At 46.7% G+C, this 19008-nt stretch carries 25 protein-coding genes and 1 pseudogene; 15 read left to right on the forward strand and 11 right to left on the reverse strand.

Annotated features, from left to right (window positions below):
• Window positions 1-22: 22 nt before the first annotated feature.
• From P404_RS0116480 to P404_RS0116505, 5 genes are all read right to left on the reverse strand, one after another.
• Window positions 23-553 carry a DUF4256 domain-containing protein gene (locus P404_RS0116480; RefSeq protein WP_026831398.1) on the reverse strand — a complete coding sequence of 177 codons (531 nt, stop codon included), beginning with the start codon at window positions 551-553 and terminating at the stop codon, window positions 23-25.
• Window positions 554-622: 69 nt separating this feature from the next.
• Window positions 623-1024, reverse strand: a complete 402-nt coding sequence (locus P404_RS17865; RefSeq protein WP_236624446.1) for a recombinase family protein — start codon at window positions 1022-1024, stop codon at window positions 623-625.
• 263 nt (window positions 1025-1287) lie between these two features.
• Window positions 1288-2450, reverse strand: a protein-coding gene (locus P404_RS0116490) for an IS3 family transposase (RefSeq protein ID WP_150111995.1) whose coding sequence is annotated in 2 segments (ribosomal slippage) — window positions 1288-2174 and window positions 2174-2450 — 1164 coding nt in all. Because the reading frame shifts where the segments join, the coding sequence is not laid out codon by codon here.
• 183 nt (window positions 2451-2633) lie between these two features.
• A complete protein-coding gene (locus P404_RS0116500) occupies window positions 2634-3005 on the reverse strand; it encodes a hypothetical protein (RefSeq protein WP_026831401.1) in 372 nt (123 codons plus the stop codon).
• A gap of 96 nt (window positions 3006-3101) precedes the next feature.
• Window positions 3102-3728 (reverse strand): NAD(P)-dependent oxidoreductase, encoded by a 627-nt coding sequence (locus tag P404_RS0116505; RefSeq protein WP_026831402.1) that lies wholly within the window; start codon window positions 3726-3728, stop codon window positions 3102-3104.
• Window positions 3729-3856: 128 nt separating this feature from the next.
• Here P404_RS0116505 and P404_RS0116510 point away from each other — a divergent pair, with 128 nt between their 5' ends.
• The 4 genes from P404_RS0116510 to P404_RS0116525 all read left to right on the forward strand — a co-directional run bounded on the left by P404_RS0116510 (window position 3857) and on the right by P404_RS0116525 (window position 6581).
• Window positions 3857-4273, forward strand: coding sequence for an Rrf2 family transcriptional regulator (locus tag P404_RS0116510; RefSeq protein WP_026831403.1), 417 nt, complete (start codon window positions 3857-3859; stop codon window positions 4271-4273).
• Between the two features lie 55 nt (window positions 4274-4328).
• Entirely contained in the window at window positions 4329-4727 is a 399-nt protein-coding gene (locus P404_RS0116515) for a hypothetical protein (RefSeq protein ID WP_026831404.1), read from the forward strand.
• A gap of 92 nt (window positions 4728-4819) precedes the next feature.
• The gene (locus P404_RS0116520) at window positions 4820-5512 is read left to right on the forward strand and encodes an ABC transporter ATP-binding protein (protein WP_026831405.1); all 693 of its coding nucleotides are present in this window, start codon (window positions 4820-4822) and stop codon (window positions 5510-5512) included.
• Window positions 5513-5576: 64 nt separating this feature from the next.
• On the forward strand, window positions 5577-6581 hold the full coding sequence (locus P404_RS0116525; RefSeq protein WP_026831406.1) for an LLM class flavin-dependent oxidoreductase: 1005 nt from the start codon (window positions 5577-5579) through the stop codon (window positions 6579-6581).
• 22 nt (window positions 6582-6603) lie between these two features.
• Here the strand turns inward: P404_RS0116525 and P404_RS0116530 are convergent, their stop codons facing one another.
• Window positions 6604-7332: an SDR family oxidoreductase gene (locus P404_RS0116530; RefSeq protein ID WP_014970419.1), complete on the reverse strand. Its 729-nt coding sequence runs from the start codon at window positions 7330-7332 to the stop codon at window positions 6604-6606.
• Between the two features lie 107 nt (window positions 7333-7439).
• On the opposite strand from P404_RS0116530, the gene P404_RS0116535 reads away from it, so the two are divergent.
• Window positions 7440-7880, forward strand: coding sequence for a hypothetical protein (locus P404_RS0116535; RefSeq protein WP_026831407.1), 441 nt, complete (start codon window positions 7440-7442; stop codon window positions 7878-7880).
• 149 nt (window positions 7881-8029) lie between these two features.
• Window positions 8030-8182 (forward strand): SDR family NAD(P)-dependent oxidoreductase, encoded by a 153-nt coding sequence (locus P404_RS18880; RefSeq protein ID WP_236624447.1) that lies wholly within the window; start codon window positions 8030-8032, stop codon window positions 8180-8182.
• 215 nt (window positions 8183-8397) lie between these two features.
• Here P404_RS18880 and P404_RS0116550 read toward each other — a convergent pair whose 3' ends face one another.
• The gene (locus P404_RS0116550) at window positions 8398-8781 is read right to left on the reverse strand and encodes a hypothetical protein (RefSeq protein WP_014970421.1); all 384 of its coding nucleotides are present in this window, start codon (window positions 8779-8781) and stop codon (window positions 8398-8400) included.
• Between the two features lie 142 nt (window positions 8782-8923).
• Between P404_RS0116550 and P404_RS0116555 the strand changes: the two genes are divergently transcribed.
• The 7 genes from P404_RS0116555 (at window position 8924) to P404_RS0116585 (ending at window position 12479) form a co-directional block, all read left to right on the forward strand.
• Window positions 8924-9328, forward strand: coding sequence for a hypothetical protein (locus P404_RS0116555; protein ID WP_026831408.1), 405 nt, complete (start codon window positions 8924-8926; stop codon window positions 9326-9328).
• 148 nt (window positions 9329-9476) lie between these two features.
• On the forward strand, window positions 9477-9959 hold the full coding sequence (locus P404_RS0116560) for a hypothetical protein (RefSeq protein WP_026831409.1): 483 nt from the start codon (window positions 9477-9479) through the stop codon (window positions 9957-9959).
• On the forward strand, window positions 9952-10665 hold the full coding sequence (locus P404_RS0116565) for a nucleotidyltransferase domain-containing protein (protein ID WP_026831410.1): 714 nt from the start codon (window positions 9952-9954) through the stop codon (window positions 10663-10665). The genes P404_RS0116560 and P404_RS0116565 overlap by 8 nt, the downstream gene beginning before the upstream one ends.
• A 17-nt stretch (window positions 10666-10682) precedes the next feature.
• Window positions 10683-11135 (forward strand): GNAT family N-acetyltransferase, encoded by a 453-nt coding sequence (locus P404_RS0116570; protein ID WP_026831411.1) that lies wholly within the window; start codon window positions 10683-10685, stop codon window positions 11133-11135.
• Window positions 11132-11743 (forward strand): hypothetical protein, encoded by a 612-nt coding sequence (locus P404_RS0116575; protein ID WP_026831412.1) that lies wholly within the window; start codon window positions 11132-11134, stop codon window positions 11741-11743. The genes P404_RS0116570 and P404_RS0116575 overlap by 4 nt, the downstream gene beginning before the upstream one ends.
• 71 nt (window positions 11744-11814) lie before the next feature.
• Window positions 11815-12138 (forward strand): antibiotic biosynthesis monooxygenase, encoded by a 324-nt coding sequence (locus P404_RS0116580; RefSeq protein ID WP_026831413.1) that lies wholly within the window; start codon window positions 11815-11817, stop codon window positions 12136-12138.
• Between the two features lie 110 nt (window positions 12139-12248).
• Window positions 12249-12479, forward strand: a complete 231-nt coding sequence (locus P404_RS0116585) for a hypothetical protein (protein ID WP_026831414.1) — start codon at window positions 12249-12251, stop codon at window positions 12477-12479.
• Between the two features lies 1 nt (window position 12480).
• Here the strand turns inward: P404_RS0116585 and P404_RS0116590 are convergent, their stop codons facing one another.
• The 3 genes from P404_RS0116590 to P404_RS18340 form a co-directional block, all read right to left on the reverse strand.
• The gene (locus P404_RS0116590; RefSeq protein ID WP_026831415.1) at window positions 12481-13701 is read right to left on the reverse strand and encodes a hypothetical protein; all 1221 of its coding nucleotides are present in this window, start codon (window positions 13699-13701) and stop codon (window positions 12481-12483) included.
• Window positions 13702-13703: 2 nt separating this feature from the next.
• Window positions 13704-14654, reverse strand: coding sequence for a hypothetical protein (locus P404_RS0116595; protein ID WP_236624448.1), 951 nt, complete (start codon window positions 14652-14654; stop codon window positions 13704-13706).
• Window positions 14655-15200: 546 nt separating this feature from the next.
• Window positions 15201-16756, reverse strand: a protein-coding gene (locus P404_RS18340) for an IS3 family transposase (RefSeq protein ID WP_236624308.1) whose coding sequence is annotated in 2 segments (ribosomal slippage) — window positions 15201-16117 and window positions 16117-16756 — 1557 coding nt in all. Because the reading frame shifts where the segments join, the coding sequence is not laid out codon by codon here.
• A 101-nt stretch (window positions 16757-16857) separates the two neighbouring features.
• Between P404_RS18340 and P404_RS18345 the strand changes: the two are divergent.
• Window positions 16858-17134, forward strand: a pseudogene (locus tag P404_RS18345) (transposase); the annotation flags it as partial.
• Window positions 17135-17432: 298 nt separating this feature from the next.
• Here P404_RS18345 and P404_RS0116610 read toward each other — a convergent pair.
• A complete protein-coding gene (locus P404_RS0116610; protein ID WP_026828276.1) occupies window positions 17433-17906 on the reverse strand; it encodes a GNAT family N-acetyltransferase in 474 nt (157 codons plus the stop codon).
• 228 nt (window positions 17907-18134) lie between these two features.
• Between P404_RS0116610 and P404_RS0116615 the strand changes: the two genes are divergently transcribed.
• A complete protein-coding gene (locus tag P404_RS0116615; RefSeq protein ID WP_026831417.1) occupies window positions 18135-18953 on the forward strand; it encodes an alpha/beta fold hydrolase in 819 nt (272 codons plus the stop codon).
• Window positions 18954-19008 lie beyond the last annotated feature (55 nt).

Consider the following 19008-nt stretch of genomic DNA (forward strand, 5'->3'; position numbering starts at 1 on the left):
GAGCACCGCTTATTCAAATCGTTTATAGAACGAAATATGTCCGAAAACCCCGATTCGCATAATAGGAATCCGCTCCATTGTGATACACGAAAACGTGATCATACCGCCGGTCGCAATAGAGGGCACCACCTTGTGTCCGAATCGTCTCCGGCGTTTCAATCCAACTCGATGTCTTCAAATCAAATTCACCTAACGTTTGCAGATGACGATAGTCGTCCTCTGTTAATAACGCGACACCGTGTGCCGTTGCTGTCGCGACCGCACTGCCGGATGGTTTGTTTTTCTTCCGTTTTTCGAGTGCCAGATCGTCGTAACACAAACTTCTTCGTCCCGCCGGACTTTCCGGTGCGCAATCGATCATAAGCAGGCGACCGTCCGGCATCGATATGACATCCGGTTCTCCACCAGTCTGTTCCATCCAATCTAATGACTGAAGAGTCGCTACCGACAACTTCGTTTGAACCTCATTCCATGCGACAGTGGGGTGACGATGAATGTGTGCTTCAAACCGTTTTTGTAAGGTTTCCTGTAACGCGTTAAAATCGTTTACCATGGTTTATTCTCCTCTCTATTAGAAAACGATCCCTTTCGCGAATGACTGTGTGCGAGGGATCGTTTGTCTTCATTGCTCTAAATATCGGTAGAGCGTACTTTTGCTAATTCCCGTTTGTTCACGGATATCGGCTAAGCTATACGGTTTGCTTTGATGCATCTCAATCGCGCGTTTCACGTTTTCATCTGCTTTTCGGGGACGTCCGGTCTGTTTGCCAAGTTCTTTTGCTTTTGACAACCCTTCGCGTGTCGTCATGCTGACGACGTCACTTTGCAGCGCAACAAGGTGCTGGACGATCTCTCGGAACGAATGGTGTAACGGACGGCGGGTATCAATTTCCTCACGAACACACCAGAGAAACGCTTGTTTCGTCTCAAGCAGATCCAAAATCTCGATTAAATGACGGGTCGAATCTGCTAATACATAGAGATGGGAAACAAGTAAGACGTCACCAGGTGCTATATGCTCCAAAATTTGATTGAGGGCGATACGCCGTTTCGCAGAACCATGTTTTTCCTGACGTCATCGGTCTCGTATGATGCGAGTACAAACGCCTGTATCTCACATGCCGGATCTTCAAAAAATGGTCGCATATAGCCAATAATCATGGTTTTCTCCTCACTCTAAACGTAATACAAACCCGAAATGAATATATGCATACATAGTCCTTTTAAAAAAGAAGTGACGCGTAATAGACTGACCTAGCGATATGAGACACATATAAAACACCTTGATTAGGCTGCCAGTACACCGTATTTTAGCGGTGTCAGGTAGCCTAATTTTTCTTGAATTCGTTCTTCGTTATAGTAGTTTAAATAGTGAATAACCCGCTCAGAGACCTCCTGGTCTCCCAACGAATTGAATTTGACGTACTGGAACTCCTCAGACTTCAAGTTGGAATGAAACGATTCGATCACCGCATTATCCCAACAGTTTCCTCTACGAGACATGCTACTCGTCAGGTGGTTCCTCTTGACGAAATCTTGAAAGACATAGGACGTATAGACACTTCCTTGATCCGAATGAATGATGACCCCCTCGGGGTGATTTCGATTCGCTATCGCCATTTGTAATGTATCGATGACGAGGGGCGTCTGTTGATGGTCGTATAGCTTATAGGCCACGATCTCGTTATTGAATAGATCCATGACTGTCGAAAGATACTTTGTCGTACTACCATATTGGATATAGGTGATGTCCGTCACCCACTTCTGGTTCGGTTCACTCGCCGTGAAGTCACGCTGAAGCAGGTTAGGAGCTATGATGACGCTCTCCCCCCGAGATTTCCATCTTCGTTTAGGCTTGATCCGACACTGAAGATGGTGCTTTTGCATGATTTTTTGGACAGTATTCCGATTTGCTGCCAGTTGGTAGATTTGCTGTAACAGCGCCTTTATTTTCCGGTGTCCGTTTCGGTACTTTGTGTTTTTGCAGAGTTCGAAGATTGCTTGTTTTAGCACCGAAGGGTGCTTCACGGGTTCTTTAACCCAACGATAATAGGTTGCCCGTGATACGTCTAGGACACTTAGGATGGTAGTGACTGTATACTTCGTCCTCATAAAATCCACGATGTTTAGGACTACTTTTTTCTCAACTCTCTTTCGATTTCCATGTACTTTTTTAAGATTTCGTTCTCCATCTTCAGGTGAGACATTTGTCGTTCTTTCTTGTCATCCTCACTCGCAGAATCAGGACCATGTCCGTAGGTATATTGCTTTCCGATTGGCTGATCAAATCGATAGATCTCGTTTGCTCGATACCATCTCATCCATGTCTCAATCTGAGATTTGTTTTTGATTCCGTACTTTTCCATGATTTCTTTAGTCGTTAGCTCACCACTCAGTTTGTCTTTCACAACTGCCCATTTCACTTCGCTTGAATATACGTTTTTGCCCATGCAAAAACACCTCCGATACTAGTACTTTTTTTTAGTGTACCACTCCGAAGGTGTTTTATATTGTCTCATAAATTTAGGTTAGCCCATAAACGAAATTCATCCAGTAGACTTTTTTTAATTCATCCTTTACTAGTATAAGGGAAAACCAAGAGGGATGAAAGTGGAGGTGCCAGGGTCTGGAATTCAGCGAATCAAATGTTCCGTTAAGCTTTGGCGGAATATCGGACGAAAATCGATTTCAATTGTTTGACGGACTTCCTCTTTGTCTAAAAGGAGACGAATCATCGATTTTTTTCGATCATCTTGTATGATTTCAAATGATGTTACTTGTTTCAAGGATAGATAGGAAATGAGATGTTTCGTCACCGATTGGTTCACTTGAATGGTCACTTCATCCATCGAAGGAAAGAGGGTGACGATAAAGTCTTCTGTAGGGGTCGAGAAACGATAGCTCGATTCTTGATAAAAAAGATCCAAACCTTCCGTCAAATCTATAACGATTGGTTCGACACGAAACAAAGCGAGTAACGCGAGTTCATCTGGAAAATGAGACAATTTATATACCTCCTATTTGGATTTTTTCTTAATTAATTTAGTATAACGTACAAAAAAGCTGACTCTCTCAAAACATGAGAAAGTCAGCTTCATCTTTTATTTTGAAACAACGGAAATCCGTTCTTTATCATGACGATGGTGCTCGACTTCGTCCGCCAAAGCGATGGCATAGTCCGAATAACTGACGTAACTGTCACCGGCAGCATTCACCGTCAGGACGTCTTGCGCCAATTGATACTGACCGGTCCGTTCGCCTGCCGGATCAAAAAACGCAGCCGGACTGATGAACGTCCAGTGCAAATCCGTCGTCTGTTGTAAATCTGTTAGATTTTTCGCCTGATTTTTCGCGGTTGGCAGGTAAGGCGCCGGGAAGTCCGGTGTATCCGCCAATTGTACCGTTTTTGCTGGATCGACGTACAGGCTGCCGGCCCCTCCGACGATAATCAGTCGTGTCGACGTACCGCGCAATTGATCAATCAAGTGCCGACCGAGATCGACATGTTGGTGTTCGTTCCCTGGAGCTGCTCCAAACGCATTGATAACGACGTCAAAATCCGTCAACTCCTCCGTCGTCAGTTCAAACGCATTCTTTTCGAGTACGGTATCGTGCTCCGTTCGTGTTGAATCACGGACGATCGCCGTCAAGGCATGACCCCGTTCCGCCAGTTCCTCTAATATGATACGACCTGCTTTTCCACTGGCTCCAATAATCGCAATCTTCATCAGAAACGCCTCCTTCGATGGTATGTACCTCTTACATGTAATTAGTTTAGTTACAGAAATTGCGATTGTCAAGCCAATTGACATTAAACGTCGAGCTCATTAAACTGAAAGCATTGGTGGTGAAAGAAATGATTAATAGTCGTTTAGCGGTTTCCGTTCATATCTTGGCGTTAATCGCCACCCATCCGGGTCAAGCCTTGTCTTCCGAATATATCGCCGGGAGCGTCAATACGAATCCGGTCGTCATTCGCCGTCTGACCGGATTGTTACGACAAGCGGGTCTACTTCAGACCGTCGCCGGAAAAACGGGTGCGACGTTGACGAAAGATCCGGCTGCCATTACGTTATTGATGGTTTACCGCGCAGTCGAACCAAAGGAGACTTTATTTTCGATGCATGACCGACCGAACCCAGCTTGTCCGGTCGGTCGGAATATCCAATCGACGCTCGACGATACCTTCGTGCGTGCACAACAGGCACTCGAGGCGGAACTCGAAGTCGAAACCTTATCTGATGTCATTCATCGTCTTGCGTCAGCAAGATGATGGTCGTCTGTCTTTTTTTGAAAACGCCTTCACTTTTGAAAGGAGAAATGTCGTCATGCGTCTGGTCAGTTATTCAGCCGTCAGTGCAATTGGATCCTTTTTATTGTTCACTGCGTATGCCTTCTTAACAAATGTCGAAAATGAGTTTTTATATCAATTCGGCACGTTTGCGACGACGTTGTTTACGTTCGCCGTTGGTCTGCCGATGTTATGGATCGCGCAACGTTACCCGTTCCCTTTACGGGTATTGATCTATTTGACGGCCGGCATCTTTACGATTCTGTTGTTCATTGGTTTTTATGATTATTTCGGACAGATGACATTCGTCGAATCAAGAAGTAATCTCAGCGGAATCATCCAGTTTGCAACGCTTGCCTGTCTGTTTTATATCGTGCCGTATGAACTGATGTATCAAAAAAAGATGTCGTCCAATCGACCTTCGATGTCATCGTAAGCAGACCTTCTGAAAAAGAAGGCCTTTTTTTGCAGGAATTCCCAATAAAAAGGAGAAATAGGTAGACATCTACTTACTTGAGGAGGGAAAACATGCAAGATACATTCATCTGTCAACAGATCGGAAAATCCTTTACCGGTGACGGGATCGAGACCCATGCGTTGTCGGATATCAATCTCACGCTCGAAGCAGGTGATTTCATCTCAATTATCGGACCGTCGGGGTCGGGAAAATCGACGCTACTGAGCTTAATCGGGACACTCGATCGTCCGACGAGTGGCACGTTATCATACGGCGGTCAATCGATTCATCAGCTAAAGAGCCGGGAGCTGTCTGATTTCCGGTTCGAGAACGTCGGCTTCATCTTTCAACAGTTCCATCTGATTCCAACGCTGACGGCGCTTGAAAACGTCATGGCGCCGTTGTTTGGACGGAAAGTAGCATACGACAAAAAAGAGCGGGCCTTATCCTTGCTTGAGAAAGTCGGACTCGCGGACAAAGCCGGCTCATTGCCGTCACAACTATCCGGCGGTCAGCAACAACGGGTTGCCGTCGCACGGGCGCTTGTCCACGAACCGAAATGGTTGCTTGCGGATGAGCCGACCGGCAATTTGGACACGGAAACGGGCGAAATCATCTTTAACCTGTTGCGCTCCCTCAATGAAGAGAAGGGCTGCGGCGTCTTGTTCGTCACCCATGATCCGGCTCTCGCCGAACGGGCGAACCGGAAAATCGAGATGCGTGATGGTCTGATCATCGAAGACCGTCGGCTGGTCCGCGTCTGACGATACCTTCTTTTTGAATTCAGTGCAACGACCGCTTACACTGAACAGGTGAGGAGGCGAGCGTATGCGCTTAGGAATATTGGATCAAGTCCCGCTCCATGAAGGAGATACGATCGAACAGACGATGGAAGCGACGAAACGTCTTGTCCTCGAGGCAGAACGTCTCGGGTACGAACGCTATTGGTTTGCTGAACATCACAATACGAACGGACTGCTCAGTGCCGCACCGGAATTATTCATCGCCCGGATGGGGGATGCAACCTCCCGGATCAAACTCGGGTCCGGCGGGGTGTTATTACCTCAGTACCGTCCGTTAAAAATCGCTGAGACGTTTTCGACACTGGCTGCGTTTTATCCGAACCGGATTGAACTCGGAATCGGCAATTCACCGGGCGGCAGTGAACGGACCCGGCGTGCGTTGACAGACGGAGCAGATAACGCGGCTGCTGAATTTCCGCGGTTACTCGACGAGGTTGAAGGTTTTTTGACAGATTCCTTGTCGTCGCGTCATCCGTACCGGATCGTCAAGACGACGCCGCGTGTCGAGGAACGGATCCCGTTATCCGTGCTCGGACTGTCGCCGCGCAGTGCCTCACTGGCCGCTGAACGGGGACACGGACTGGTCTTTGGTCACTTCATCAATCCGGACAAGTGGAAAGAGACGTTACAGACCTACCGGGATGAATTCGTTCCGGTCGACGGACGGACACCCAACGTCATCGTCTGTGTCTTCGTCATCTGTGCCGAGACGATGGACGAGGCGGAAGCATTGGCACGGACGCAAGATGCCTGGATTCAAGGAATCCGGCTTGGCCATTCGATTGTCCCGTCGTTTGCGACGACTGAAACGAAACAGTGGAACGAAGAACAGCAACGGCGTATTCAAAACGACCGCCGGCGGTCGATCGTCGGAACACCGGAGACCGTCGCTAAAGAACTGCAGGACTTGTCCGACCGGTATCAGACCGATCAGTTTCTGTTGATCAACAACGCCTTTGATCAGGACAAACGGCTCCGGTCCTATCAGCTGATTGCGGAACGATTACTCCATAAAAAAAACACCGCCTGAATCAGGCGGTGTTCGTTTTGACTTATTGTTGTGCTGTCGGACGGATTAAGATTTCGTTGACGGCTACGTCGTCCGGTTCATTGACGGCGTAGGCAATCGCCCGAGCAATCGCACCTGCGTCCATCGCTTTTAAGTTACCGATGCCTTGTTTAATTTCTTCGTCCGTGATGTGATCTTTCAATTCGGTATCGACCGCTCCCGGTGAAATGATTGTCGCCCGGATGTTATTCTCAACCGATTCTTCTTTTCTAAGACCTTCCGTGATGGCACGGACCGCAAACTTCGTCCCGCTGTAGACGGCACTCGATGGCATGACATCGTGTCCGGCAATCGAGGAGATATTGATGATGTGTCCGCGTTTCTGCTCGCGCATGTACGGCAAGACGGCACCGATGCCATAGAGAACGCCTTTGATGTTGACGTCGACCATCTTGTTCCATTCATCCTGTTTATTTTTGTTCAGTTTCGATAACGGCATCAAGCCCGCATTGTTGACGAGAACATCGACCGCACCAAACGTGTCTTGCGCAAGCTTTGCCAGTTGCTCGACTTGTGCTGAATCCGTTACGTCCGTTACTTGATAGACGGCTTTACCGCCCAGTTGTTCGATTTCCTGTTGCAAGGTTTTCAAACGATCTTCCCGGCGTGCTGCGAGGACCAGTTGCGCGCCTTGTTTAGCCAGTAACTTGGCAGTGGCTTCCCCGATGCCACTTGATGCTCCTGTAATGATGACGACTTTGTTTTCGATCATTCAAAAAACCTCCTACATATTTTTTAACTCAACCCTAGAAGTATTAACCTCTTTTAAGCATAAGCAAACCTCGGACGGACAGTTCAAAGGCAGAAAGGACAAAAACGATGCGAAAAGGATTTTGGCTTATTCTTTTATTAGTCGGCGGATTGATTTTATTTTTTGAACCGTTCCGCGGTGCACCACCGGAACCGGAGGTCACTGTTAAAGGAACCTCTCTCGAGACGACAAGTGGTTCCTATTGTTGGCATAGTCTTTTGCGGGGACAATGCGTCGACTACATCTATACGACGCCACTCGAAATGACGGCAAAACAAACACCGACCGTCATCAAACCGGGTGCGATCATCGATGTCACTTACAACGATGGTCCGACGCCAAAACGAATTAAAGTTGAGGAGTGGCAACAGGACGGCACCCGAAAAAAGGTGCGATTGAAAGATAACCAGCTGACCGTTCCAACGGAGAAAGGTCTCTACACGTATCATGTGTCGGCTTGGTGGGGAAAAGGAGACGGGAACGTCGCTTTTTTAATCGAAGTAAAATGACATTGACAGAGGACTATCCATGTCTTGGGAAAAATTGAGTCGTCCATTTCTATTAAAGTTCCTGTTTTTTTGTCCAGTCGTCTTGACTTGTCGACTGTTTAGTCAAAAAAAGGGAAAAGACAAACTCAAACGGAAAGGGTGAGTTATTCATGCGTTTAGAAGGAAAAGTCATTATCGTCACGGGAGCAGCTTCCGGTATGGGCAAGGCAATGGCAGAAATATTTTCGGCCGAAGGGGCCAAAGTCGTTATTTCTAATATTCATGGTGACGGAGCAAATCAGGTCGCTGAGGCAATCACATGACGCGGGGAAACAGCCCATGCCATCAAGACGGATAAGCGGCAGTCCGTCAGCTGATTGACGAAACGATTACCACGTACGGAAAACTGGATGTTCTCATCAACAATACCGGGAACAAGGACATAGCATTATCCTCAATAACATTTCGATTGGCGGTCTGAACGGGGCACGCGCCGGACCCCGTTTCGTACTTAACGATAAAAGAACGAACCTTCCTGTCAGCGGTCAACAGTGAAGATTCGTTCTTTTATCGTATTACTTTTGATTTGTTTTCGTGCATCGATCGAGTCCCGGATATGTATGATGTACCGGCGACCCTTTTGGTAACCGGAGCGGGGCGGTTTGATCCGCAGTTCCTTGCCATCGATGACTTCGAGTTCCGTCTGCATCCGTTCCCCGGTCGAATCCGTGATCGTGACGGTCCGGTTCGAGACCTGGTCCGGTCGTAAGCCTTTTGAAAATTCGATGTCAAACGTATGGTACTTCGAGATCGTTCGGGCACGAGACTTGAAGTGGGGACCTTCCGTTTGCTCGTCGAGTGTACAGTAACAGCCCGTAAAAATTAAACAAATCGTCAGGATAATGGAAAATAACGGTTTCACAATCGGGCTCCTTTCATCATATTTTTCATTATAAGCCAAATAATAGGAGGTTTCAATCGTTCTTGGGACGGATTGTGAAATAACCCTTCAAGACATGCCACGAGTGATGTATACTCAAGCGAGAGAAAGGCAGTGGTAGAATATGCAACAAACTGATCAACGCGAAATCATCGTCTCCATCCGGACGAGTTATGATTTCAAAGCCGATGAAGGACGTGCGGTCCGGGTCGTCGAATTTCACGGACGCCGGACGACTGTCATCGATACATTTAAAAAATCAACACCAAAACGGATGATTTTAGTTGAAATGATCCGCGCCGTCCAATCGTTTAAGGAACCGTTTCATATCATCTTCAATGTCGAATGCAACTTCGGTTTCAAGTATCTCAACGATGAACGCCAGTGGGAAAACCGCGATCTGGGAGATACGTTCAACGAATTGATTCAAGCAGGCGGACATACGATTGAGCTCCGCGATTGTTCGTTTTATGAAGGCGGCAAAGACTTGCAGAAGTGGTTGCTGAACATCCTGAAAAAAGCGAATTGACCTTTTAAGACAGATGACGTTCATGGGACGGTCATCTGTTTTTTTGTTGCCTCTCCCGTCGTCTGCTAATATGTGGTAAATTTAAAAGAAAGAAACATGACACCAAGGTCGGCATCACCGTCAACTATTTCGTGAAGAGGTGGAACTTATGAATAAAGAAGATCATCAAATCGCCCGTAAGCTCGTTTCTACTTATTTGACCGGGACTCAAATTTCGACGATTCATCTGACCGGCTTCATCAGCATTGAACTGATCAATCTCTATGATGCGACGATTCCAGATATCTCAATCCGGATCGAGACTGACCGTTTGTATTACGGAAATGTCGAATCGTCGAAGGACTGGGTCGTTCGCCATATGCCAAAAGAAGAGATGCTTCACCTGATTGTGACATTACATACAGAACGAATCATTGCCGTCCGGATCGGAAAAGCTGCTCCGCATCTGTTCATTACGTTCAGTTCAGGGAAAACGCTGGTCATCAACGGGTCGGATACATATTACGAATCCTGGGCCATCGACATGACGTTACCGGATAAAGGTCTTGTCTCGATCGTCGCCGTACCGGGCGATGAATTGGCTGTTTTTGCTTCCGATAACACGATGTTACACAACCAGCCCCATGAATGATCAAGTGTCACGTGCCAAGCAGAGTGCCCGTTTGGTTATCGAGACCCGCTATCCGGATTGTGACGCTGCGTTACTTGCCGGGAGTTTTGTCCGGGGACAAGCGACCGTGACGTCCGATTTAGATCTGATCGTCTTCAACGAATCCGTTGCGGACTCTTACCGGGAATCGTTCACCAGTGATGGGTATCCGGTTGAAGCGTTCATCCATTCAAGTACGACCATCCGGGAGTTCTTCCGGCAGGACTGGGAACGTGGACGTCCTTCGATACAACGGATGGTCACCGAAGGACTCGTCCTGAGGAATCACGCACTGCTTGCACCGCTGAAAGCACAAGCGGAAACGGAGCTGCTCGCCGGTCCACCGGTTCTGTCGGCTGCCGAAACGGACCGTGCGCGTTACTTCCTGACCGATCTGCTGGATGATTTCATCGGTGTGACGGAGCGGTCGGAAGGACTCGGAATCGCTGCCCGCTTGCTCGAGCAGGCGACGGATTTCCGTTTGCGGACGTCCGGTCACTGGACAGGGCAGGGCAAATGGCTGATTCGCAGTCTGTCAATCGTCGATCCGGTGGAGGCCAAACGATTGACAGACGCCTTTGAAGCGTATTTCCGGTTGGATGAAAAACAAGCCGTCATCGGTTTGCTCGAACAGTGGCTCGATGCGCAAGGCGGTCGTTACTTCGAAGGTTTTTCAATCGGAAAATGAGAAAGGGGGAAACGCGGATGCTGACAATTCGGGAAGGGACGGAAGAATCCGCTCCCTACAAAACATTTCTGCAAGAAAAAATCCGGGCGTATAATGATGAACAATCCCCGCACCATGCCAAAAAGCGCCATACTGCAGTACGTCCTGTTCATGTGATGGTATTCGAGGAAGAGCACATTGTCGGAGGAATCTACGGAGAAATCTATTGGGATTGGCTCGAGGTAGAATTTCTTTATCTCCCGGACTCCTTACGCACACAAGGTCTTGGCAGCCAACTGTTGCACCGAATTGAAACATTGGCGAGTCAATCCGGGGTCGACCGTGTTCTTGTGACGACCTTTTCTTTTCAGGCCTATGCCTTTTATAAAAAACACGGATACGAGACGGTCGGTGTGATTGCGGACTATCCACCAGGTTCCTCGCAGTACAAACTCGTCAAACAACTTGTTCCGTCTTCAGGATCAGCATGAAAAAACGAATTGGGTTGTTCTTAACCGTCACCTTTCTCGTTGGTGTGCTGGTCTCACCATTGAAACAGACGGCACAGCCCGTCGTTTACGGCGTGACCCCTCAAGCGCTGGTCGAAGTCATGGAGCAGCAACCGGAAAAGATTCCGTTCTCGACCAGACAAGTCTACTGGATCGAACCGCTTGGTAACACGCATACGATCGCTTTCGTCAAGACGTCGGAAGCGCAGTTTTTGCTTATCTTAAAACAAACGGATTCCACTTATCGTGTCGTCCATCTGATTCGCCAAGCACCGCAACCGATCGACTGGTTTGAGGGACGGTTACTGGAAGTCGATCAAAAACGTTATTTTGTCGTCTATGGTGAAAATAAATCGAACACGATGCGACGCTTAGTGTTCGATCCGTATAAAGTCACGTCCGTCGGGAAACATGAGCGAACTTTGCCACTAAAAGATATCAAGCGGACGCTTGATATCGGGCGAAAGGATCATTTCCATACGATTCAAGCGTTGCCGAAAGCCTTTCCCCGTTCGCTCTTTTTTGATATTCAGGCTGTCGACCGACAAGGCAACGAACAGTTGCGCCGGTTGTCGAATACGCTCGATTGAAGTCCTCTCAGTGGGAAGATGATCTAGTCGTTCGGTATACTGAATATAGTCAAGAAAGAGGGGGATCTAGTATGTGGATTGTGATGAACCAATTGCGTGTACAAAACGGGAAAGCCGATCAAGTCGCGGCACGTTTTCAGACGACTAAAGGAATTGAGCAGATGGAAGGATTTATCCGGATGCAGGTCTTAATGGATCTTAGTCAGGACGAGCATGATATCGTCACGATCATGACGACGTGGGAAAAACAAGCGAATTTCCATGCCTGGCAAGCGAGCCAAGCCTATAAAGGCGTCCATAAGAAACGGGACGAGGGGACATCGGAAGTCAAACCGCTGGTCCTGTCAAACGCCGTGACGGAATATGCCGTCGTCGCCGATCATACGCATGCCTAAACAAAACCGTCTTTTCCCATGAGTGGGGAATAGACGGTTTTTTCGTCTAGAATGGATTAACCGGAAAGCGGGTAAAAGGATTAAAACTGAACCTCGAGAGGTGAGGGAAGATGACGACACGTAAAGGCATCGTTTCAGGATTAACGGTCTGGTTCGGCATGATTTTCATCATCGGTTTTTTCCTGTCCGGCGGTTTTGTCTACCTGTATTTTTTTGCACTGCTGATTGCCTGTGCATCTTTTTTGCGGGAACAGTTGACCCGCGAAGAGTGGTTACACGAAGGGATCGCCTTCATCTTATTTTGCGGTGTCATCTTCGCTGTCGAACATCTGGTATTTTAAATCATTTGATGTGGTACGTATCAAGCAATACGTCGCGTCCTGCAGCAGACAGCTTAAAGCTGATCTTCCGGTGGACATCTTCGAGATAGACATCGGTTTTTTTGATTCGCCGGTCGAGATAAATCTTGAACTGTTGTGCTTTCCCTTTATTCAGTAACGTCAAATACTGCCGCTCGGCCAATCGTCCTTTTGGCTCTGCCTCTTCACTGTCCTCAATCAGTCGGACCAACTGTTTTGATTCTTCGAGTGACGTCTCGATGTAGGCTTCGGGTGAGAGCGGCTCCGCCATGTCTAAATCGCCCTTCACAAATTTCAACTTTCCGAGCGGCCGGTCATGGAATAGCGCGAAACGCGGTAAAGAATAGTCCGCGTCGTACAGTTCGTCCGGCGGCACGTCAAGATTAGGCGGAAGTTGTTGTTCGTGCTTGACGGTCAGCTTGTAGCGGGTAGTCTTTCCGGTTTTTTCTTTGACCGTGACCGTACCGTAAGTGCCGTCTGTATGCGGTGCCTGCTTGAACTGGATCGTACTTCGCTCTTTCGACGAATGGATCGACGCGCGATAACGGATTTGTCCCATCAGGTTCAGCTGGACCTCATACGGTTCTTGAATCTGAATATTTGATTCGAGGACAAGCGGGACGGGTCCGACAAACGGTGTCAGTTCCATGATGTTCGTGACGACCGTCTGCTTCGTTTGTTCATTTGTTGCCCGGACGACGAGATAGCCGGTTGTCGGGACCGTCAGCTGTCGCGCGGATTTCATCAAGGATCTGCCGGAGAGACGGACACTTTCTTCGATGTTGGAAGATAACTTCTGAAACTCCACCTGATTTTTAGGAGTGACCAGGTGTTTGGATGAAAAACGGTCCTGTTTTCGTGTCAATTTGTGATAACCCGGTTTTGACACATAATCATGGCAATACAAAAAACGACCCTGTTTGGTTTTCAGATAGACGGCCTGCTCGCCCATCGATTCCGGAAACTGACTGACGAGATTAACGAAATACTGTTTGCCGATTGCATACTCTTTCGGTGCGGCAACCGGTTTCGTCGCGCACACCTGTTTAATGAGAACACCAAGCTTCGGATCATCTTTCTTGAAGTCAGTCAGGTTCAACGTATCATACACTTCCGGTAAGTAGGTGTATTGGATCGGTTTTGCCTCCGGACTGCATCCGCTCAACAGGACGGCTCCAAGCACTATTGGAATCAGTTGACGCATGGTTATTCCTCCACTTCTGTCAGGAGGTCGGCTGCGACTTCACCGGACAGTTTCGCTGTTTTTTTCGTTTTCGTATCTTTGACATAGATATCGGTCTTGTTGGCGCGTGCTTTTACGTACAGTTCAAACGATTGGCTTTTCCCGTTTTGAATCAACGTCATATACCGGATGCCCGCCTGTTTCCCTTGGGTTTTTTCAAGCGTTACTTCCTTTAAATCGTTCGAAACCTGCTTGGCAAGCTTGTCCGGTAACAGAGATAATTGCCGGAAGTTTCCGTCTTTGAGTGCAGCGTCGTTCGGATGCAGAAATCCATGGATTTCCTTGTTATCATTTCCAATCCCGTTAAAGCCGCGGACACGAATATCTTTTACTGTTGTCTCATAACGCAGAGAAATCGTCTTATTCAGCGGCTTTTCCGTGTCTTTTGATTGGAAGGTCACGTACGGAATCGTCTTGTTCACCGGTAAGACGTCAGGAAGCGGGTGATAGGTCAACTCAATGGATTGTTTGCCCATCCTGTTTACGATGTCTTCTTGATTAAAGTACTGGTCTGACTTGATCACAAGTGCATAGGTCATAGACGGCAGCCCATCCGTCGTCTTTTCAAATGACAGTTCAATTTCCGGATAGGAAAACGATGCCGGTAAGCCAAAAAGGGGCTTCTGTTGTCCGTCTTCTTCTTTTTCCAAGAACACGATCTGCCCTGTCACCGGAAACTCGATTGACAGACGCTGCACGTTCTTTGATACACCTAGAACCTCTTCCTTCCGTTTTGCTGCCTTGTTATATGTACGGACGGTTAAAGCCGGTTCTGTGATCGGTGTACGTTCTTGACCTGAAGTTGGTTTCAGCCAAGGATGCTTTTTTAATTGAATCAGGTGCGCCGTCAGCCGATTCGTTTTCGGTGAACGACACGTTAAGTAGTACGTATCTCCTGTTGCGATGTATTGCAATTCAACCGGCGGGGTATAGGTGCCGATTTGTTGTAAGTTAAAGTAAAGTCCATATTCACCAAGCGTTCGGTATCGCTTCGGCAGGGGAGCCGTCTTTTTTGTGTTTTCGCATGTTTTTAAGAGGTAGGCTGACTGTTGTTTTGGTACCGGTTCAAATAATTCATCCGAAAAGTTTACAGCTTCCCAGTAATTCGGATTGCGTTCTAACTGTAATAAGGATTCTGTCCCGCATCCCGTCAGGAACAGGCTGCTGGCAAAACTGATTGCGAGTACAGATTTCTTGATGGTAATCGCCCCTTCCTTCTTTTAACAATATTTTACCATGAGGACACCCTTTCACTTCCAATAAAATTCAAATTTGAAAATAGAAAGTTGGTATAATCCAATCCAGTGAGGCGTTGGACAATATGGACCAAGCTATATAAACAGGCATATGAACTGTCAAATAAAGACCAAATAGAGCCCTTTAACGCACTTAAAAAAGACCTATTCCCCGAAGAATGAACTGCTCCCCGTCAAGTAGACAGGCGAAATAATAAAAATCTTTTAAACGGCTTGAGCCCTGAATTCCAGCGGACTCAAGCCGTTTAGTCGTTCTTGGTATCGTTCTTCGTTATAGAATCGAATGTATTGCTGAATCGCATGACAGAGTTCGTCGAACTCCTCAAACTTATGTAGATAATAACTCTCACACTTCAATGCGCCCCAGAACGATTCCATCGGACCATTATCGATGCATTTACCGACACGAGACATACTTTGTGTAATGCCTGCTGCTTTCGTCATTCGACGGAAAGCATGCGACGTATATTGAAACCCACGATCGCTATGTAGAAGTGGTTGGCTTTCTGGTGCGCCCTGAAGGGCGCGTTCAAGCGTATCGAACACGAGTTGATTGTTATTCGAATGACCGATGACAAACGAACGAATGGATCCGTCGTACAGGTCTAGAATGGCACTTAGATACGCCTTTTGGGATGCGCCATACTTCAGTTCCGTGACATCCGTTACCCATTTCTGATTCGGTCCCGCCGCATGGAAATCACGATTCAGGATATTCTCTGTCGTCTGTTGAGGAAGGTGGCGCATATATTTGGGACGCTTTCGACGGATGACACAGTAGATTCGGGCAACGCCCATCAAGCGACGGATTCGCTTCGAGTTGACGTTTCTGCCAAAGCGACGTTTCAGGTTCAGTGTCATTCGGCGGTATCCGTAAATTCCGTTCACCGAATAGTGAATCTGGCACATCTCTTCGATGATCCGTGTGTTCTCGGTCTCCCGTACCGTCGGTACACGATGTAACCATTTATAGTAAGCTGCACGCGAGATACCCGCAAGGTCACATAAGGCTACGATGGGATAACCGAATTGCGCTGCGAATGACTGGATCGCCTCGTATTTATCTCGATTACGAACTTGGCTTAACGTGACCTCCTCTCGATCTCCTCTAACTTTTTTAGGAAAGCGTTCTCCATTCGCAGACGCTCATTTTCTTTCTCGAGTTGTTTCATTTCAATAGTGAAACGTTCTCCAGCGGTCAATTCTTCCTTCGGTTTCCGACGTCCCCGGCGGTCCAACAGTGCGTCTATCCCGTCTTTCTCGAACTTCCTTACCCAGCTGTAGATTTGTTGATACGAGACCCGATGGGTCTTCATGGTGTGTTGATAGTCTTTCCCGTTCTGTATGCAGTCCATAACTGCCTCGACGCGCTCTTCGAATGTTGTTTTTCTTGCTTTGGTCATAGTGAATCGCTCCTTCAACGGTTTCCCTTGAGTACTATGACCAGTATACTGGCTAATCCATCTTTGAAGCACGCTCTTACTCGAGATGCCGAATCTTAGCGTGGCACTCCTGAGTGATTCCTCACGGTCTAGCACTGCGCGTACGGCCTGTGTTTTCAGTTCTTCTGAATAGCGTGTCCATCCCGTTCTATTACTTAGAGCTGAGGCACCACCGTGACGGTATCGTCTTCGCCAAGTATTCAACGTATCGAGTGAAAGCTCGAAGAGCGACGCAATCTCCTTTAACGTATATGTTCCGTTATCGTACATCTGTATGATGTGTATTTTTTCATCAAGCAAAAATTTAGATGTGGCCATAGAAAAAGCTCCCTTCAAAAGTAGACAGTTTTGTTATTTCAACTGTCTACTTTTGTGGGAGCATATCAGAACCAGATAAGATAACAAAGCTGTTAAATCACATTCGTGAAAGCCGGTTTAATAGCGGGATGGCTTGCGTCCATTGCGGCAGCACAGCGGCCAAAAGAAACGGAAAATATAAAACGCGTCAACGCTGTCTCTGTAAGGGTTGCAATAAAACCTTCAATGAAATGACCAAAACGCCATTTTCAGGGTCCAGATATCCTGATATTTATGGAGATGATGGTAGGAGGTTATACATTGTCTAAAATCGCTAAAAGGAGCGGCATACATATATCTACCGTGTTTTATTGGAGGCATAAAGTTTTGTACGCATTGCACTGAGAGTGGGAACAGGTCGGGTAAGAGCAGAGGAAATTGATGCCGTAATCGGAAAGTAAATTGACCTAAAATAACCTGAAATTTTTGCTTTGTACGGACACAGTTAAGAACTATAAGAAATTTGCGAAGTTGAGCCTGTCAAAAATCGAATAAAACCACAGTGGAGTTCTTAAGGATAGTAAAGAAGGATCACCTATTGATGGTCCTTCTTTACTTAAAGCCCGCGATAGTTTAAGTGAATCACTTCACAAATATTATTATTTTCTTTTATGCGAATTGATTATTGAGAATTAGTTCACATCTTTTGTAAATCCAATATATATATATGTTCTCCTTCATCTGAAGATAGAAAAGTAAATTTAAGCTTTTTAAGTAAGTTGATTGAAGGAAGATTTTCAGGTGACACACTCGCATTTATTCTGACACAACCTTTTTGCTTGACCCAGGCTACAATTGCGGCAAGTACTTCATATGCATAGCCTTGCTTAGCGTGAAAAGGACTTATAGTGTATCCAACCCAAAAAGTGCAATGATCCCTTTTTAAATAAATATCACCAATCAATCGATTAGTTGTATTGTTGATTATAGCAAGTTGTACACCTTTTAAAAGAGAGGGTTCGCTAAGTAATTCTTTAGCATACATTTGCTTGGTCAATCCTTTGAATCCTTGAAACTGCATCCAGTTTTCATCATTTCTATATTGCATAAAATCATCAAGATTTTCTTTTTCAAACCGACGTACAGTACATCGTTTAGTTTTTATCTCCATAGAACCTACCGCCTTTTCTGCATATTTCCATTCATCAATCCTGCCCTGTTAGTTGAATAATACCTATTTCCATTATGTGTTATTTTAAAAATAAATCAATAACCCTTTCAAAAACGACAGACTTTGCGAAAACAGTTTAAAATTAAGATGTTAGTTTCCTGTTATAACCGGGTATCTTCTAATTGTGCACGGAAGTTACATCAATTAAAACAACGGGGGTTTTTACAGATGGGTACATTTATTCAGGCAGTCGACGGAACGAAGATTTATGTAGAAGATATCGGTTCAGGACAACCGGTCGTCATGCTTCACGGATGGCCAGCAAACAATAACATGTTCGAATACCAAAAAAACCGCCTTCTTGAAGAAGGATACCGCTATATCGGCGTCGATTACCGGGGCTACGGAAAATCAGATGCACCGGCCACTGGATATGATTATACGACGATGGCTTCCGACATCAACGAAGTCATTCAGCAATTAAAATTGACGAATGTCACGTTGCTTGGTTTCTCGATGGGAGGCGGCATCGCTTTGAAATACCTCTTGAATCACGGTGAATCCAACGTCTCGAAACTGATTTTAGCGGGAGCAGCCGCACCGGTCTTCACACAACGCGATGGTTACCCGTACGGGATGACAAAAGACGAAGTCGATGCATTGATCGGAGATACGAAACAAGATCGCCCGTCGATGCTGAAAGGATTCGGGGAAATCTTCTTTGCGAAAGAACATCCGGAACCGCTTCAACAATGGTTCCATAACTTGAGTGTCGTCGCTTCATCTCACGGAACGATCCAATCGGCGATTGCCTTACGTGATGAAGATTTACGCGACGGTCTGCCGAAGATTACGGTTGATACGCTCATCATGCACGGTAAAAAAGACCAAGTCTGCCCGTTTGAATTCGCGGAAGTCATGCATGAAAACATCGCGGGTTCACGTCTCGAAGTATTCGAAGAGAGCGGACATGGGATGTTCCTCGACGAACGTGAAAAATTCACGGAAACACTTGTTTCATACGTCAAATCAAGCCAAACGGTCTAACTGTAAAAGACACAAAACCCCATCTGCTTTTCCTCCGGGAGAAGCAGATGGGGTT

The sequence above is a fragment of the Exiguobacterium antarcticum DSM 14480 genome (assembly GCF_000685865.1).
Taxonomy (GTDB): domain Bacteria; phylum Bacillota; class Bacilli; order Exiguobacteriales; family Exiguobacteriaceae; genus Exiguobacterium_A; species Exiguobacterium_A antarcticum.